At 33.9% G+C, this 17,646-nt stretch carries 15 protein-coding genes; 12 read left to right on the top strand and 3 right to left on the bottom strand.

The annotated features are described in order from the left end of the window. The first annotated feature begins 154 nt into the window (after nt 1–154). Nucleotides 155–1,987: a hypothetical protein gene (locus V7719_RS03065; protein ID WP_335728383.1), complete on the top strand. Its 1,833-nt coding sequence runs from the start codon at nt 155–157 to the stop codon at nt 1,985–1,987. A gap of 152 nt (nt 1,988–2,139) precedes the next feature. Here V7719_RS03065 and V7719_RS03060 read toward each other — a convergent pair whose 3' ends face one another. From V7719_RS03060 to V7719_RS03050, 3 genes are all read right to left on the bottom strand, one after another. After that, nucleotides 2,140–4,890 (bottom strand): carboxypeptidase-like regulatory domain-containing protein, encoded by a 2,751-nt coding sequence (locus V7719_RS03060; protein WP_335728382.1) that lies wholly within the window; start codon nt 4,888–4,890, stop codon nt 2,140–2,142. Nucleotides 4,891–4,959: 69 nt separating this feature from the next. Next, nucleotides 4,960–5,862 (bottom strand): GLPGLI family protein, encoded by a 903-nt coding sequence (locus V7719_RS03055; protein ID WP_335728381.1) that lies wholly within the window; start codon nt 5,860–5,862, stop codon nt 4,960–4,962. Between the two features lie 170 nt (nt 5,863–6,032). Continuing rightward, nucleotides 6,033–6,881: a GLPGLI family protein gene (locus V7719_RS03050; protein WP_335728380.1), complete on the bottom strand. Its 849-nt coding sequence runs from the start codon at nt 6,879–6,881 to the stop codon at nt 6,033–6,035. A 122-nt stretch (nt 6,882–7,003) separates the two neighbouring features. Here V7719_RS03050 and V7719_RS03045 point away from each other — a divergent pair, with 122 nt between their 5' ends. The 11 genes from V7719_RS03045 to V7719_RS02995 all read left to right on the top strand — a co-directional run bounded on the left by V7719_RS03045 (nt 7,004) and on the right by V7719_RS02995 (nt 17,645). After that, a complete protein-coding gene (locus V7719_RS03045) occupies nt 7,004–8,569 on the top strand; it encodes a sensor histidine kinase (RefSeq protein ID WP_335728379.1) in 1,566 nt (521 codons plus the stop codon). Then, nucleotides 8,562–9,239 carry a response regulator transcription factor gene (locus V7719_RS03040; protein WP_335728378.1) on the top strand — a complete coding sequence of 226 codons (678 nt, stop codon included), beginning with the start codon at nt 8,562–8,564 and terminating at the stop codon, nt 9,237–9,239. Before V7719_RS03045 ends, V7719_RS03040 begins: the two co-directional genes overlap by 8 nt. A gap of 88 nt (nt 9,240–9,327) precedes the next feature. Further along, nucleotides 9,328–10,110 carry a hypothetical protein gene (locus V7719_RS03035; RefSeq protein ID WP_335728377.1) on the top strand — a complete coding sequence of 261 codons (783 nt, stop codon included), beginning with the start codon at nt 9,328–9,330 and terminating at the stop codon, nt 10,108–10,110. A gap of 2 nt (nt 10,111–10,112) precedes the next feature. Further along, entirely contained in the window at nt 10,113–10,727 is a 615-nt protein-coding gene (locus V7719_RS03030) for a deoxynucleoside kinase (RefSeq protein ID WP_335728376.1), read from the top strand. A 324-nt stretch (nt 10,728–11,051) separates the two neighbouring features. Then, nucleotides 11,052–11,744, top strand: coding sequence for a Crp/Fnr family transcriptional regulator (locus tag V7719_RS03025; RefSeq protein ID WP_335728375.1), 693 nt, complete (start codon nt 11,052–11,054; stop codon nt 11,742–11,744). Between the two features lie 19 nt (nt 11,745–11,763). Further along, nucleotides 11,764–13,371 (top strand): glutamate synthase-related protein, encoded by a 1,608-nt coding sequence (locus V7719_RS03020; protein WP_335728374.1) that lies wholly within the window; start codon nt 11,764–11,766, stop codon nt 13,369–13,371. A gap of 12 nt (nt 13,372–13,383) precedes the next feature. Next, nucleotides 13,384–14,130, top strand: a complete 747-nt coding sequence (locus V7719_RS03015; RefSeq protein ID WP_335728373.1) for a hypothetical protein — start codon at nt 13,384–13,386, stop codon at nt 14,128–14,130. Then, the gene (locus V7719_RS03010; RefSeq protein ID WP_335728372.1) at nt 14,130–14,516 is read left to right on the top strand and encodes a hypothetical protein; all 387 of its coding nucleotides are present in this window, start codon (nt 14,130–14,132) and stop codon (nt 14,514–14,516) included. Before V7719_RS03015 ends, V7719_RS03010 begins: the two co-directional genes overlap by 1 nt. Before the next feature lie 6 nt (nt 14,517–14,522). Beyond that, the gene (locus V7719_RS03005; RefSeq protein WP_335728371.1) at nt 14,523–16,472 is read left to right on the top strand and encodes a thiamine pyrophosphate-dependent enzyme; all 1,950 of its coding nucleotides are present in this window, start codon (nt 14,523–14,525) and stop codon (nt 16,470–16,472) included. Between the two features lie 8 nt (nt 16,473–16,480). Continuing rightward, a complete protein-coding gene (locus V7719_RS03000) occupies nt 16,481–16,936 on the top strand; it encodes an OsmC family protein (protein ID WP_335728370.1) in 456 nt (151 codons plus the stop codon). Between the two features lie 67 nt (nt 16,937–17,003). Continuing rightward, nucleotides 17,004–17,645 (top strand): ion channel, encoded by a 642-nt coding sequence (locus V7719_RS02995; protein ID WP_335728369.1) that lies wholly within the window; start codon nt 17,004–17,006, stop codon nt 17,643–17,645. Nucleotide 17,646 lies beyond the last annotated feature (1 nt).

Here is a 17,646-nt window from a genome sequence, read left to right as displayed (position 1 = left end):
TTTATACATAATTATCAGAATATTAACAATTAAGACACACTAAATGATTAGAAATATTATATTTAAAAAAATATTCTATTAATATTCACACTCAAAACATGCTATTTTAATAGCTATATTTGTTTAACAATTGAATCCTAATTCTTTACAGGAAATGAGAATCAAATACATCCTTCTTTTTTTAGCCTTTACTTTTTGCTTACCATCTTGTACTGAAGATATACAAGATGTAAATGAAGAACAAGAGGTCGTCGAAGAAGAAGAAGAAGAAGAAGAAGAAGAAGAAGAGGAAGAACCGCAATCGAATTATGATCCTGTAACATTTGCAAATAACTTTGGTAACGATGTATCTAGATCTTTCATAGGTAGCATTGTAGACTCAAACAATGTCCCTCTTGAAGGTGTCGCTGTTAGCATTGGTAGCTCATCGTTTACTACAGACATTAATGGTATCTTTCTCGCTGAAAATGTAACGATAAAAGAACGTTTTACTTATATAAGAGCTTCGAAATCTGGTTATCTATTCGCCTCAAGATCTTTGGTGCCTAATGAAGGAACAAACAAAGTGCGTATTATGATGTTACCTGAAACCGTTGTAGGCTCAACTTCTAGTGGAATACAAGAAACTATTAGTTTACCAAATGAATCATCAGTGACCTTACAAGGTGATTATATCAAAGACAACGGAGGTAGTTATGATGGAAATGTTGATGTTATCATTCACTTTTTAGATCCTGTAAATGAAAATATACAAGACCAAATGCCAGGCATGTTATATGCTGCAGATACTGATAACCAAGAGCGTGTTCTTCAAACCTTTGGAATGCTTGTAGTAGAATTGAGAGGTGAAAATGGTGACCATTTAAATTTAGCCGAAAACTCTACTGCTGAAATAAAAGTCCCAATAGATACTAATCTTATAGCAGATGCACCTGATACCATTCCGCTATGGTATTTTAATGAAACACATGGCTATTGGGTACAAGAAGGAGAAGCTAACCTTGTAGGAAATTATTATGTTGGAACTGTTAGTCATTTTACAGTATGGAATTATGATATTGACGAAGAAGCTGTCGTACTTTGTTTTAATGTAGTTGATACTGATGGTAACCCAATAAATGGTTTGAATGTTGAAGTGAGCTCTGGTTTTGGAACGTTCTCTGGAACAACCGATGGCGCAAAATGTGGTTTTGTACCTGCAAATACTGCATTAGAATTGATTATACTGTTACCTTATGCCTGCTCAAATGAGGTAATTTACACCACATCTATTGGATCACTTTCTGAGGACACCACAATCCCTGATATTGAGGTAGATTCTCAAGCTCTAAATGTAGAAAACATAACTGGTTCATTGAGCACATGCACAGGCTCTCCTATAACAACAGGTTACGCTGTTGTGTCAAATGAAGGACAAAATATTTATGAATACGTTACTGATGGGACATTTAGTGTCGACATCGTAAAATGTAATAGTGATACATTTACAATAATTGCAAATGATCCTGATAATATCTTATCAACTGGTGAATTAACATTTGACTTTACTAGTCCAACTACAGATGTTGGTAATCTAAGTGCATGTAGTGATTTAGCTGAATTTATTAGTTATCAAATTAACGATGACCCCGTTTTTACACATACAATACCTGATCCAATCTGGGTAGAAAGATATATAAACGAGTCAACTAACGATGATTATTTGTGGTTTTTGATAGATTCTTGGCAATATGATGATTATAATTTCACATTCTCCCTTGCAATTAATAATTTCCCTGATAGCGTTGGTGTTTATGATTCTAACGATTATGATATATTTATATTTATAATCGATGAGATTAGAAATACCGCTAACGCAGACTATACAAATATTACAATTGAAATCACTAGTTATGGCAATGTTGGAGAACTTATTGAAGCCACTTTTAATGCTACAGGCGAAACATATAATATTACTGGTAGCCTAAAAACATATCGCGATAATTAATCTTTTTCAATTCATATAAAAAGAAGCCTTCTCTATTAGAGAAGGCTTTTTTATATGCGTTAAGGATGGAGGCTTTGTTGGAGCTCCTTGAAAAGAGCGACTGCCGAGAGCCTGCAGTTTTGATTTTTCTATCAAAACTGAACGCCCAAATCCTATAAAGTATAAATCACTCTAAAGGTTACAAATCTTGGCTGAATAAAGGTTTCTGAGTTAGATACTGAAATATTACCAGAACTATTATTTACGTTAGAATCGATATCTAATAAGTTAGACGCTTTCACTTCATATTCCCATTTTGCATCTTTATCTTTTCTATAAGCTAAACTCGCATCCCACGTTTGGAAAGATTGAGATGGTCTAATACCATCGTCTTGATTCGTATACGTATAATCTGTTCTAAAGGTTACCGATTTCCAGATGTATGCATCGAATTCAATTGAAGGTGAATTTGTAATAAATTTTGTTGATGTCGAGCCTTGGTCGTTATTTGAGATCGAATAAGAATATCTCAAACGTACATTTGGTGCTTGTCTAAAATTAGTTCGTAGTTCTGGTGTATAGGATTGAGTAAAATTTTCACTTACTGTTTGCCTGCCTTGTACAAATTGGTTTCGTTTAGAATACGAAAAACGAGCGCCTAGTCTTGCTCTAATCTTTTTAAAGGTACGCTCTACACGACCAAACACGCTAGCTGATTCATCAGCAAAGTTTGAGTTGAAAAAGGTATTTGTTCTGATCACATTATCAAAATCTGTTGAACTTCTAATTTGATCAATATTCTTACTGTAATTAGCAAAAGCAAATACATTGGTATAATTGAAAAGGTTAAAACTGAAGTATCTCAAACTCAAATTATGTGATAGTGAATTTTGCAGTTCAGGATTACCATAGCTGATGTTGCTAAAACTGTTTAAAACTAATCCTTCGGCTAAGCTCGTCACATCTGTAAATGAGTTACTCATATTATATCGAAACGTTAAGCTTTCACTCTTTTTAAATTGAATGAGTGCTTCAAATTCTGGCATTACTCTAAAGAAATTGTCTTTGTGCTCTACTCCAAACTGTGTATTCTTGTTTCCGTAAGAGTGTAATGACAACCCGGGAGTAATGGTGAATTTTCCTGTTTTAAGTCTGTATTTAAACCCTAAATACACATCACTAAAATTGTACTCTGTATCATTTTCATTTGTTAAAAGATTATCTTCGCTATCTGTTAATTCTGCTACTGGATCAAAGAACGAACCATTGTCTAAAAACTGAAAGATATTAGACTTGAACTTTTGGTTACTTAAAATAGTCCCTAAGGTCAAATTAATATTACTCTTATTATTCAAGATATAGTAGTAATCTACTTTAGCATCTAATTGATTAGACTTAATTCGTCTGTCTTGATTTAGGTTATACCCAAATTGGTCTCTATCAAATCCTAAAGCTGAAGCCGTATTATCAAAAGCATCTTGGTCTTGAGGATCATCATCATTATTAGTTGGATCATTAACTAACAACGCATTATAAAATGGATCTTCATCTTTTATTAAATGCTGCGCTTCAAGAGCAAAAATATTTTTTTCGTCTAGTGTATAATAATAGTTGAAATTTTGATTGATACTATACGGTTTTACTTCGTTTAGCTCGTTTGTAATTCCTACCACTGATGACACTTGACTTTGTCTTTCAGAGTCACTAGAAATACGACCAAGAAGATCGTAATCCATTTGATTATTAAAGTTAGGCTTGTAGGATGCACTTAACTTTGCTATTCCTTGGTTAGACGCCTCTCTTCCTGTTTGAACAGTTTCTTCATCTGGAATTCCTAAGTCAGAATCTATATATCTCACAAAACTTTCTTGACGCGTTCTTAAACGCGTACTGTTATAGATTAAAAATCCGCTAAGATCTAAAGCCTTATTTGGAGAGTAACTAAAATTACCTGCACCTAGTTTTGTTTCAATCTCTTGAGCATTTCCTAGATTGGTTAATCCACCAAGTCCGTTATCGCCTAAGTTAATGCTTGTTCCACTCCCTTGACTTGGACGTCTAAATCCGCCACCAAAATTTCTAATATCACGATTTGTCAAAGCAACTTCTCCAATGTTGTTCATATCGCCTATGACATTGACACTATATTTCGGACTATAATAAAACAGTTTAGGTTGCACTAAGTACAATTCTTTATCTGGAGCAGTCCCGACGCCAGCAGTAATATCACCGAACCAAAAGTTTTCTTTACCTTCTTTTAATTTGATATTAATGGCTACATTATCTTGATTGTTTTGAACGCCTCTTAGTTGACCAACTTCTGAATAGTTACGTAATACTTGAATTTTATCAACCGCATTAGAAGGAATATTTTTTGTTGCTAATTTAGAATCACCATCAAAAAAGTCTTTTCCGTTGACCATCAATTTAGTCACGACTTTACCCTCGACTTCTATTTGTCCGTCATCATTAATTTCGACTCCAGGCAATTTTTTGAGAACATCTTCAAGTTTCCGTTCGGAGCCATCCTTAAAAGAATCGGCATTGTAGATTAAAGTATCGCCTTTAATGGTCACTGGCATTTCGTAGGTCAACTCAATTGCATCAAGTGCATTATCATTTTGAAGAGTATAGTCTTTGGTGATATTGGTTTCTTTGGTACTAATTTCTTCAGAAAGCGTTTTCATCCCAATATAACTGACTTGGATTGTATAGGTTTTATTCTTTTCTAAATCGAGTTTAAAACGTCCTTTATCATTGGTTATAGCATAAGATGCCATTCCCTTAGTTTCTTTATTAATAGCAATAACATTTGCGAGTTCTAAAGGGCTACCAATACTGTCTTTAACAACACCTTGAACTGTAATTTGAGCACTAACAAGGCTCGTTACGAGCAGTAACGCTAGTATAAAAATATTTCTCATTTGATTGGATTTTGTTTCAATGACGCTTTTCGCTTAGAAAAACTGAAACTTTAATTGTTGATTATTTTTTTAATGTCGACCACCGCCTCTACCGCCTCGGCCGCCATACATTTCTCTCATCTCTTCAATTTTATCTTTCATGATTTTATTGTATTCATCACGAGTAACAACATCCCCTTTTTCTGGCTTCTCAATGGCTGCTTTTTCTTTAGGATTCATTACTATTTTAGTACATAACATAATCGTTTTATCGGCTTGAACTTCTAAAATCAATCCCGGAAGACCATGATAATCAGCAGGACCAGCACTAACTGGAATTTGTGGTGCATACCAAGCTGTAACTACAACAAATTTTGGAACTTCTAAATCATCGAAAATATCTTCAGATTTAGTTTTAGTAGTATCGGTAGTTTCTTCACCTTCTTTCTTCTCATCTTCTTTCTTATCATTTCCACCTCTACGACGCATACTCATAAAGTCCATCGCATTAACAGGCTTCGTAGTCGTTGCCATAAAGCAAGTATATTGACCGATCTGTTTTGTTTCGCTTCCAAGTTTCCATTCTAATTTTGGAAGGGAATCTTTAACCAAAAACGATTTCCCGAAGAATTCCTGCTCTTGTAATATGACATTTTCCTTTATATTCTTGTATTGCGGACCACCTGTAAAGCTGCTCATCATACCTCCCCAACGACTGCCTCCAGAACCTGGAGCTGCAAGTTTCTCTTCCTCCTTGTATGTTGACTCACTACGATTGAAGTTGAGTATGTAAGTTTTTTCTAACATACTTTTCATTCGTTCTGCCATTTGCTTTTTTTGTTGATCGCTCATTTGTCCTCCTCCCCAACTACTCATATCTAAAGAAGTTTTGGTTTGGTAAATAGCTTGCCCTTGAAAGTCTTGAGCACTTAAATTAAAGGATAGAAATACGGTTATAACTATCGCGCTGAGTCTAGAAATTAATGTTTTCATGATAACTTATGGTTGTTATGTTTAACAAATTTAAAAAAGTATTAAACGGAAATTATAGTTTTATAATAATATTAACGTTCAAAAATACTTTAATTATGCACATAAGACTCAAAAAACACTGAATAGTAAAATATGAAAAGGTTAAAATTTTCTTAAATTACCATTCGTGATTAACCTCCAATTCTAATCTCAATATTTTCACCATCACCTCGTCGATTATTAGATCTCATACGCTCGTCCATTTCCTTCATCTTTTTTTCCATGATCTTATCGTATGCGTCTTGAGTTAGTTCTTTTCCTTTTTCAGGCTCAACTATTTTAGATGCCTTTTTAGGGTTAATCACAATTTTGCTACATATAACTGTTTCGGAACCATCATTAACCTCAAGAATTAATCCTGGTAATCCATGATAATTCCCAGGCCCTACACTTACTGGAATTTGAGGTGTATACCAAGCCGTAATTGTAATTTCCTGCATTATTGGTTCCTTATCTGTCGTACTTAAATCTTTATCACCATTAAAGCTAATTCCGCTTTCACGGACTTCAACCTCTCGCGTTGTCGTCGCTTTAAAACAGGTGTAATCCCCTATATTTCTGGTTTCAGATTCTAATTTCCATTCAATATCTTCTAAATCATCTTTAATTAAAAAGAGTTTACTAAACGATTCGTTTTGATTGGTATAACGCTTTCCTTTAATGTTCTTATAAAGCACATCAGAACCACCTGACATAACCATTACCATATTCATTCCTTGTGGATTTGGAGCTGATAACGCTTCTTCTTCTTTATAAATGGATTCTTCTTTATTAAAGTCTAAAATATAGGTTTTCTCAAACTGTTTTTTCAACATTTCCATCATCTGATCTGCCATCCCAGTTGCCATTTGTGTGCTATCAAGTTTGATATCGATTTTACGTTTTGACTTGTAAGTCGCTTCGCCTTGAAATTCTTGGGCACTAACATTGGCACACACCAATGCAAATGACACCATAACTACTCTAATAATTGTATTCATAATTTAGATTTTTGATTTATTACATTGCAAATATTAAAATTTGAATACATTATCAAGGTTAATGAGTGTTAACGAGTGTTAAGCGATTAGTTTTTAAGTGTTTTAACATTTACTTTTGACCTATGAATGATTCAAAATACAGATATATACTCTATGTTATTATCATTGTAATTCTTTCAACTATTGGGATTCAAGCCTATTGGAACTACAAGAACTATCTTTCAAGTAAGCAACAAGTCATTAACGATGTTCAAGCTAGTTTGGATAAAGCGGTTGATGATTACTATGCAAATCTAGCCGAAAATAGTACGATTGGTTTTTCTTTTAAGGGAACGAGCCAAAATGGCTTTTTAGGTACAGGTAAGTTTGACAGTATCTTTAAGTCCATTACAAAATCTGATACTGATGGCTTTATAAGTATTGATTCTACCAGTCCTCATTTAATGGAAGGCATTTCAATCGTCAAAGGTGCTAAAGCAGATTCAATAATTGATCAAATGCATTTGAATAGTAAGTTTATTTTTTCTAATGACTCGTTAACTACAATTCAAAATATCGAAATAGATTCTTTTTCTCGGTACTCAAAACAAAGTGAGAACATCGTATTCTCTGAAAAGGATCTAAAATCCCTAACATTAAAGGTGATTACTTCTATAACTACAGATACGCTATCACTAAGAGGAATTGACACCCTTTTACAATCTGAGCTGCGTCGAAAAGACATTAATATTGATTATACGATTAAGTATCTAGATCCTTCACATGCTATTGATTATTACAATAGAATTGAAAAAAATGTAGAGACTATAGATTCAGTTCAACTAAAATCATTTTTAAGTACAACATCTAAATCTACATTTTTACCCAAAAAGAGTGAATTAAGTCTTTTGTTCAACAATGTATCAAGTGATATTTTTAAGCGCATTATTTGGGGTATTCTTATTTCTTCACTTTTAGTATTAGCTGTCATTAGTTGCTTATTTTATTTGCTGAAAGTGATAAAACATCAAAAACAACTAGCCGAAGTTAAGAACGACCTGATCAGTAATATCACTCACGAATTTAAAACACCAATAGCAACCATTGGCGTGGCATTAGAAAGTATTCAAAGTTTTAATACTCTTGATGACAAAGAAAAAACGAAAACCTATTTAGATATGTCAAGCTCACAGTTATCTAAATTAAATACTATGGTCGAAAAGCTCTTGGAAACTGCAACACTAGACAGTGAACATTTGGAGCTTAATTTTGATAGTTATAATATTTCCGAAGTGATTACAAGCATTGCCGAAAAACATAAACTTCAGTATACAGATAAATCTATAAGTTTTACGATAGAAGATGATGTATTTGCTAATGTAGATATATTTCATTTTGAAAATGCAATCAACAATATTATTGATAATGCTTATAAGTATGGAGGAAACCAAATTTCTATTGAATTAAAAAACAATAACTCACAGATAGATATCTCAATTTCTGACAATGGAAATTCGCTAACAAAAGCTAATAAAGACAAAATCTTCGAAAAGTTTTATCGCATTCCAAAAGGAAATACACACGATATAAAAGGCTTCGGAATTGGTTTGTACTACACCAAAAAAATCATTGAAAAACACAACGGAAACATTTATCTAGAACTCAAAAACAATCTCACAACATTTAAAATCAAATTATATAATGCCTAAAACCACTATTTTACTTGCTGAAGACGAGCCAGCTTTAGGATTAATCATAAAAGAAAGTTTAGAAACTCGAGACTTTACCGTCTTGCTTTGTGATAATGGCGAAAGTGCATTAGAGAGGTACCAAAATGAAAACCCGGAGCTATTGGTATTAGATGTCATGATGCCTAAAAAAGATGGATTTACTGTAGCGAAAGACATTAGAGCTATAGACCAAACGATTCCGATTATATTTTTAACTGCCAAATCCCAAACCCAAGATGTGGTAGAAGGATTTACCATTGGAGGAAACGATTATCTCAAAAAACCATTTAGTATGGAAGAGCTCATCGTAAGAATCAACAATTTATTGAACCGAACTAAGGTTCAACAAACTTCCGAAATCATTTCAATTGGTGCTTACACTTTTGATTTTCCGAAGCAGCAGTTATTTTTCAAAGAAAGCTCAGAACGATTGACACATAGAGAATCTCATTTATTATTTCATTTAATAAAAAACAAAAACCAAGTACTAGATCGATCCCTCATACTCAAAAAACTTTGGGGAAATGACGATTTTTTCTCTGCTCGAAGTATGGATGTCTTTATTACTAAGCTACGTAAGAAACTTCAAAAAGATGAGACCATTCAAATCATTAACGTAAGAGGCTTTGGTTATAAACTAGTGGATTAGAAAATAGTCATCACATTTCATCGTTTAATAGTTAGAGCTAAATAATTACTGGTTCAAATTTTGTATTTTTCAGTTCTATAAATAATCCATGGGTTTTATACGTTTTCTATTTTTACTATTCTCAACAGTTTTAGTTGCTCAAACTTCAATTGAAGTCACTGCAATAGATACAACTCCTATAAAAGCAGACCAAATTATCGCCATAGATAACTTTGATACGTTTTACTATACGGTCAATAACATACTGTACAAAAAGCCAAAAGACAAAACGCCAATCAACTATAGCAATGTACAATTGGGTACACCAACAAGTATAAATGCTTTTAATCCTTTAAAGATTAACTTATTTTATCAGGATTTTAATACCATAATTATTTTGGATAATCGTCTTGCCGAAATCTTCAAAATCGATTTCAATACCAGGCAACCTTATAAAAACGTGTCGCACATTTCTACCGGTTACGACAATACGCTTTGGATTTTTAATCAAGATCTTCAGCAGTTACAAGTGTATGATTATAAAACGGATAAAATTAGAGCAACGACTGTACCTGTTCAATCTCGTGTATTAGATTTAAAAAGCGATTACAACTATTGCTGGATGCTTACCGAAAACTATTTGTATCAGTATACGTACTTCGGAAGCTTAATTTCGAAATTTGAAAACAAAGGCTATACCTCATTAGCCATTCATAATGAAAACATTATTCTTAAAACCAATACATTACTCTTTTTTAAGTCGAAAAAAAGCGAAACTATCATTCAGTTAAAAACACCAAAATTGTTAATAAATCAGTTTTTACTAACCAATGAAACCTTGTATATTTACGATTCGGAAAAGCTTCATAAATACCAACTAAAAATCAAATAGATATGCACGTTGCAGTCGCAGGAAATATTGGTGCTGGGAAAACCACACTCACAAAGTTACTAGCAAAACATTACAGATGGGAGCCACAATTGGAAGACGTTGTGGATAATCCTTATCTCGACGATTTTTACAATCAAATGGAACGTTGGAGTTTTAATCTACAGGTGTATTTCTTAAATAGCAGATTTCGTCAGGTAGGTCAGATTCAAAAGAGTGGTAAAGACATTATTCAAGATCGCACCATTTATGAAGACGCACATATATTTGCGCCTAACCTTCATGCTATGGGTTTAATGACCAATCGTGATTTTGAAAACTACCGTTCGTTATTTGATTTAATGGAAAGTTTTGTTGAAGGTCCCGATTTATTAATCTACTTACGTAGCTCTATTCCTAATCTGGTATCCCAAATCCACAAAAGAGGTCGTGATTATGAAAACTCAATTAGTATTGATTATCTAAGCCGATTAAACGAACGTTACGAAGCTTGGATTACGAAATATGACAAAGGCAACTTATTAATTATTGATGTCGATAATTTAGATTTTGTTGCAAACCCTGAAGACCTTGGAGATATCATTAACAAAATTGATGCTCAAATTAACGGATTGTTCTAGAACTCCTTCTTTATTTATTTTTAAAATTAAAATCCCACTCGAGGGTTTTAAAACCATACAACTGCCATACGCTTGTTGTGTCGTTTTAGTTAATACCGTTATTCAAGTCTAAAGATTGTAACTTACAACATATAAACAATCAACCAAAGGACAATTGATAATGGAATTTTCTATACAATTCTGATAATTCTATTCTAAGCTTTATTAATTTCTAATAATTACATTAAAAAAGAGTCTTACTTGTCGTATGAAGTAACTCTTAAAAAATTAATGCAATTCTAAGGATACTTAATTCGCTACTTTTGATTTAATAACTATTCTATTTTGAAAGCAATCACTAAATACTGGTTTTTAGAAGGCTTCAACCTTTTTAAAAAACTCGGAATGCTCAATATGATGAAAATCTGTGAGATTCTGGAAATGGATAATATTGAAAAAGGGCAACCTATTGAGCTCACAAATGAGCATAAGGATAGTGTATTTTTTCTAAAAAAGGGTAGTGTCAAAATTGTTAACACTTCAAACAATACCGTAAAATATATAGTAAAACGAGGTCATATTTTTGGAGAACTTTCACTTTACGACAAAGAAGCAGCTACCCAAGAATTGGCTTATGCTTTAGAAGACTGCGTTATCTGTTATATAGAGTCTGAAAGAATGGAAGGACTTATGGAAAAACACAAATCATTAAAAAATGGTATTCTTAAAATTTATGGCTTACGTATCAAGAAATTAGAACGTAGGCTTCACGACTTACTATATAAAGATAGCCCAACTAGAATAAAAGAGTTTATAATAGATTATTTGGATGAGTTTGGTGAAACCAATACAAATGGTAAGCGAGTAGCAAAAAACCTTTTGTCCCATAAAGAAATTGCAAACCTCACCAATACTTCCAGGCAAACTGTTAGCAATGTGTTAAGTACAATGCGTAAAAAAGGAATAATTAATTATGATATTAAATCAATATCTATTAACGAGGACCATGAAATTCAAGAAAGAATAAAACTAACATAAAACAACAGTAACCACAAATATGAAAAAACCAGTAGTAATTGCTCAAATAAGTGAACTCATAAATAAACAACCTGTTCACGCACTTGTAAACGGATTAGATTTAGTCATTGTAAAATTTGACGAAGATATATCTGTCCTGTATGGAAGATGTCTTCACAGAGGTGCTTTGATGTCTGATGGACATATAGATGGTCATAACCTTATTTGTGGTGTTCACGGATGGGATTACAGAGTAGATTCTGGTGTTTCAGAATACAACAACAAAGAAGTATTACATAAATTTTCTACCAAGATTGATGGTGATGATTTAATGGTCGACGCCTTTGAAATCGATGCTTATTTAGTAAATAGCCCGCAACCTTTTAATCGCGACGAATACTTAGGGGCTTATGCAGATACACATCCAGAAGATACAGAGCCTTATACTGGTTATATAAAAGAATTAGCTCAAAACGGATTGAAAAATCTTGGACATCATGGTTTTTCGGCTTCAATGGGAGTCGATAGAAATACCTTACCTAAATGGAATGATATTCAATTTTTACCAGCGCAATTGGCATCAAGACCGTTATTAGATCATGAAGAGGTAGCAAGTAAAGTTGTGATTGGCCCAAATGCAAAAAAGCCATTAGAATTAGATATGCCTCTTTTTGTAAGTGATATGAGTTTTGGAGCTTTATCTCGTGAAGCTAAAATAGCATTATCGAAAGGTGCACAATTAGCAGGTACTGGAATTTGTTCTGGCGAAGGCGGAATGTTACCCGAAGAACAAGCTAATAATTCAAGATATTTTTATGAATTAGCTTCTGCACAATTTGGATTCTCTTGGGATAAATTAGATAATGTACAAGCATTCCATTTTAAAGGAGGTCAAGGTGCAAAAACAGGAACTGGAGGTCATCTTCCAGGTAACAAAGTAAGTGCGGAAATTGCGGCGGTTCGTGGATTAAAGCAAGGCGAAACAGCAATTTCACCCGCAGCAAATCCTAACTTTCATAGTGTACAGGATTTTAAGGACTTTGCTGAAAAAGTTCGTGAACGTACAGGAGGAATTCCTATTGGATTCAAAATTGCGGCAAGTCATATAGAAAAAGATATTCAGTTTGCTTTAGACGTAGGTGTCGATTACATTATTCTTGATGGTCGTGGTGGTGGAACGGGCTCTGCTCCTACTATTTTAAGAGATCATATTAATGTACCAACCATTCCTGCATTAGCAAGAGCAAGAAAATATATGGATAAAGTTGGCGCTATAGATGTTACATTGGTTATTACTGGAGGTTTACGTGTTGCGGAAGATTTTGCAAAAGCAATGATGCTAGGTGCTGATGCAATTGCAGTATCAAATTCCGCTTTACAAGCTATTGGTTGTTTAGGAATGCGAGCTTGCGGAAGTAATAACTGTCCTGTAGGAATCGCTACCCAAAAAGAATCATTGCGAAGTCGATTAATTATAGACTCTTCAGCAAAACAATTGCATAACTTTTTTGATGCCACTAATGATTTAATAAAGGTCGTTGCAAGATCTTGTGGCTATGATGATGTCACCAAATTTAATCACGATGATTTGTCCACATTCGATAGAGACCTACATTTTTTAACAGGAATAAATTACGCTGGAATATAAATAATTCGGATTATGAAAAAGCAGATGCATTTGGCCGCACAATATTTAGCCGCCGCCGGAATAAGTTTTCTAAATAAAGAAAGTGACGATAGTCATACGAATCTCGGTTTTAACACTGATAGTGGCACATTAAGCACGCATATGCTTTCTGAAAATGAGGACAGGTTATCCTTGAACTATCAAAAATTCACGCTCGATTGGAATTCATTAAGTGGTAATACATCATTTCGTTTAGACGGAGCAACTCACAAACAAGTTGTTCAATGGATATCAGATGTTTCTCAAACATATCTTAATAAGAAATACAAGTATCAACTTCACTATGACTTACCCTATTCGATAACTGATGATTATATCTTTAAATTACACAATGTAAGTGATTTGCAAAGTTTAATGCATTTAAGAATACTAGCACAATTCTCATTAGAGAGAATTTCAAAGGACAACTTGCTCGAATCACCTATTAGAGTTTGGCCACATCATTTTGATACAGGTATTTATGAAAAGATGCCTGATTCAGATGTTTCTATTGGATTAGGACTAGCAATTCCAGATACTAATTGTGATGAACACTATATGTACATATCCGGATATAAAAAGAACGAAACTATCGATACTTCGAGCTTTGGAAAACTAGAAAATGGCGAATGGCGAACTAATGAATTTAAAGGAGCAATCCTTCCTGCTACACGTTTAATAGAGTCCGAAACTGTTACATTTTTTCAAGAGGCAATCAATACTTATAAAAATCAATACTAATGGAAAACTGGTATTTACCTATAACAATAGTTCCAGGCATAGGGTTACTAATTCTATCGACCTCTAACTTAATGGTTACATTAACTAATGAATTAAGCGGATTAATAAAGGAGCAGTCTAAAGATGATTCTATTATTCATCGAAAATTAGCACAGTTAAAGACATTAAATCGAGCCATGGTATTTTTCTATATCGCTGTGGCATGCTTAGCAATTTCAGGATTGATAGGCGGCTTACAGTTCAAAGTAATAGAAAATAGCGCTACGTATATAAGTGTTTTAGGCATTGTTATTATGCTCTTAGGCTTGTTATCCTTAATCAAATATTCATATAGAGCAGTAAGTATTCGACAAGACCAATTCAATTCAAAATTCGATAAAAACTAAAAACACATGGCAATAACTAAAAAATGGTACAGTGTACTAAAAGATAAAAAGACATTACCAGAAGGACGCGTTCAAACGGTGACCGCTGGACATCAAGGCATTTGTTTAACACATTACAATGGTAAATTTTCTGCACTCGATAATAAATGTCCTCATCAAGGTGGCCCTTTAGGTGAAGGCTCTATTGAAAACGGCATGTTACGTTGCCCTTGGCATGGTTGGGATTTTGATCCGTGTACTGGAACACCTCCTGGAGGATTTGATGATGGTGTTAAAACTTTTGATGTAAAACAAGAAGGCAATGAAATTTTTGTCGCAATTGAGGAAGAGGAAACACACCAAGACACCATTTCTGATGTGATGATAGAAACCATGGTAAACTGGGGAGTCAACACTGGTTTTGGTATGGTAGGACATTCCAACTTAGGTGTTGCTAACGCCATGATGCGTCAAGAAGAACAAGGCAAATTTCAGTTTTTCGGTATTCGCCATGAAGGTGCAGCTGCATTCGCTGCCTCAGCTTATGGTAAACTAACAGGAAGACCTGCTGTTTGTTTTGGTATTGCAGGACCTGGCTCTACAAATATGTTTACAGGAATGTGGGATGCTAAGGTAGACCGCTCACCCATGTTGGCTCTTTCTGGTCAAGTAAACACTCAGGTAATGGGAACTGGTGCGTTTCAAGAAGTCGATTTAGTAGGTGCCTTTCAAACAGTTGCAAACTTTAATCATAGTGTGCAGCAAAATTCTAAACATAGCGAACTAATGAGCTTAGCTATAAAAAGTGCCTTATTGAATAGAGATGTATCACATATAACATTTCCTGATGAAGTCGCTTTTATGCCTAAACCAGCGGGAGAAAAAGCACAAACACCAGAAGGCAGAATTACACCTATGAATATTTCGCCGCCAAGGCAAATGGTGGCAAAGGCTGTTGATATGCTGAAAGATTCAAAAATGCCTGCAATAATTGTTGGTCATGGCGCACGTTTTCATATGAAAGCGATTACTGATTTCGCTGAAAAATTAAACTGTCCAGTAATTACGACGTTTAAGGCAAAAGGACAAATTTCTGATCATCATGACTTAGGTTGCGGTGTATTAGGAAGAAGCGGAACACCCATCGCCTCTTGGTTTATGAACGAAAGCGATTCGCTGATTGTATTTGGAGCTTCGTTTTCAAATCATACAGGAATCACACCTAAAAAACCAATCATACAAGTCGATTACGACCCAACTGCATTGAGTAAATTTCATAAAGTTGATGCCGCACTTTGGGGAGAAATCTCTGAAACTCTTGCTATTATTGAAGAACAAACTGAAGGAGAACTTACGACTGTAGATAGACGTCCAGAAATTGCAAAACGTTGGGCCATATGGAATGAAGAAAAAGCGAGCCGTTTAAAAGATGAAAGTGACATTGGTTTAAGTTCTATTGCTGTTTTTGAAGCGATGAACAAAGTGGTTCCAGATAATGCTGTGATTGCTGTGGATGTTGGAAATAACACCTACTCTTTTGGACGCTATTTCGAACCTAAAAATCAATCTATTTTAATGTCAGGTTATTTAGGATCTATAGGCTTTTCATTACCTGCAGCAATGGGAGCTTGGGCAGCACAAGGCAAAGACAGACCTATTTGGTCGGTTTCTGGTGATGGTGGGTTTGGTCAATACTTGGGAGAGATGATGACCTTGGTAAAATACAATATGAATATCAAACACGTCTTGTTGAACAATTCAGAATTAGGAAAAATATCTAAAGAGCAAAAAGCAGCTGAATTGGATGTATGGAAAACGTCCTTACACAACGTGAATTTTTCAAAGTATGCCGAAAACTGTGGCGCTTTAGGAATTAGAGTCACAAAAATAGAAGAATTACTACCCGCTTTAGAAAAACTAAAAGCACATAATGGTCCAGCATTATTAGAAATAATTACAGATCCAACATTAATATAAAACTAAAAATGGAAAATTCATATTTAGAAACCTTCAAAGCTGAAGCACAAGGAAGAGGTTGGCCTACTAAAGTAACCATTACAAATACAGAATGGACGCTTAATACAGATGAACCTATTGAAGATGGTGGGTCAAATACCGGACCTAACCCCATGCAGCTTTTTATTGCATCTTTAGCTGGCTGTCAAAATGAACAAGCCCAAGTTGTTGCTGATGAACTCTCCCTGAACATCATACAAATTGATATAAAGGTTGAGATAGATCTCGATCTTTCAGGTTACATGGGTACGTCAGATAATTCAAATGGCAGTTACAAGAATGTGCGATTAGAAGCTATCGTATTAGGAGAAGTAACCGATAAACAAGTTAAGGCCCTGGGTCAAAAAGTAGATGATCGTTGTCCTGTTTTAGGCTTGTTACGCACCAGTGGTTGTGAAATTAATAGTAGTTGGAGTAAAAACTAAAGAAATAGAAAATCCAATTAATATTATGACGTCACAAAATTTAACCAATTATAATTAAAAAAATATTATGAAGTATTTGGAAAAGTATAAATACCTCATTGCTTTATTAAGTGTTTTTAATTTTCTATTAACACCTATTCATATAGCAGTAACTAGTTTTAGTCCTGCTTATATTATTGTTATAAATTATACCATAGTTATTTTAAGTAGTTCTCTAATTGCCTCTAGGAGGTTGGCGAAATTTTTCACATACCTTCTAGGCTTTTTAACACTAATAGCTATTTGGTTAGAATTTTCTGATAGCAATTCTAAAGCACTTTTAATTTGTAGGCTAGTGTTTTCTTTTTTGTTATTTGCTTGCTTTTGTTTTATATTAATTAGGCAGCTATTAAAGATAAAAGACATTAACCTTCAGTTTATTTTAGGTCCTATTTTGGGGTTTCTCTATTTAGGCATTATTGGTGGTGTGCTTTTTGAATTTGTTCATTTTTTAGATGCTAATTCATTTCAATTAACCAAAGGCTTTTCAGGCTATAGTTTTTATTATTTCAGTTTTATAAGCATTACATCTGTAGGTTATGGTGACATTACTCCAATAACAGCTCCTGCACAATCATTAACACTAGTTATGAATATTATTGGCCAGTTTTATTTAGCAATTGTTATCGGTGTTTTTGTGGGAAAATATATTAATACAAAATCAAAATAAT

It is taken from the genome of Psychroserpens sp., assembly GCF_036960315.1.
Classification (GTDB): domain Bacteria; phylum Bacteroidota; class Bacteroidia; order Flavobacteriales; family Flavobacteriaceae; genus Psychroserpens.
The sequence above is the reverse complement of the archived record's forward strand: the minus strand, read 5'-3'. Positions and strand labels throughout refer to the sequence as shown.

Bases quoted from the DNA above. Each gene is read 5' to 3' on its own strand.
- V7719_RS03065 (WP_335728383.1), top strand. From the start codon at position 155: ATGAGAATCAAATACATCCTTCTTTTTTTAGCCTTTACTTTTTGCTTA.
- V7719_RS03060 (WP_335728382.1), bottom strand. From the start codon at position 4,890: ATGAGAAATATTTTTATACTAGCGTTACTGCTCGTAACGAGCCTTGTT.
- V7719_RS03055 (WP_335728381.1), bottom strand. From the start codon at position 5,862: ATGAAAACATTAATTTCTAGACTCAGCGCGATAGTTATAACCGTATTT.
- V7719_RS03050 (WP_335728380.1), bottom strand. From the start codon at position 6,881: ATGAATACAATTATTAGAGTAGTTATGGTGTCATTTGCATTGGTGTGT.
- V7719_RS03045 (WP_335728379.1), top strand. From the start codon at position 7,004: ATGAATGATTCAAAATACAGATATATACTCTATGTTATTATCATTGTA.
- V7719_RS03040 (WP_335728378.1), top strand. From the start codon at position 8,562: ATGCCTAAAACCACTATTTTACTTGCTGAAGACGAGCCAGCTTTAGGA.
- V7719_RS03035 (WP_335728377.1), top strand. From the start codon at position 9,328: ATGGGTTTTATACGTTTTCTATTTTTACTATTCTCAACAGTTTTAGTT.
- V7719_RS03030 (WP_335728376.1), top strand. From the start codon at position 10,113: ATGCACGTTGCAGTCGCAGGAAATATTGGTGCTGGGAAAACCACACTC.
- V7719_RS03020 (WP_335728374.1), top strand. From the start codon at position 11,764: ATGAAAAAACCAGTAGTAATTGCTCAAATAAGTGAACTCATAAATAAA.
- V7719_RS03015 (WP_335728373.1), top strand. From the start codon at position 13,384: ATGAAAAAGCAGATGCATTTGGCCGCACAATATTTAGCCGCCGCCGGA.
- V7719_RS03010 (WP_335728372.1), top strand. From the start codon at position 14,130: ATGGAAAACTGGTATTTACCTATAACAATAGTTCCAGGCATAGGGTTA.
- V7719_RS03005 (WP_335728371.1), top strand. From the start codon at position 14,523: ATGGCAATAACTAAAAAATGGTACAGTGTACTAAAAGATAAAAAGACA.
- V7719_RS03000 (WP_335728370.1), top strand. From the start codon at position 16,481: ATGGAAAATTCATATTTAGAAACCTTCAAAGCTGAAGCACAAGGAAGA.
- V7719_RS02995 (WP_335728369.1), top strand. From the start codon at position 17,004: ATGAAGTATTTGGAAAAGTATAAATACCTCATTGCTTTATTAAGTGTT.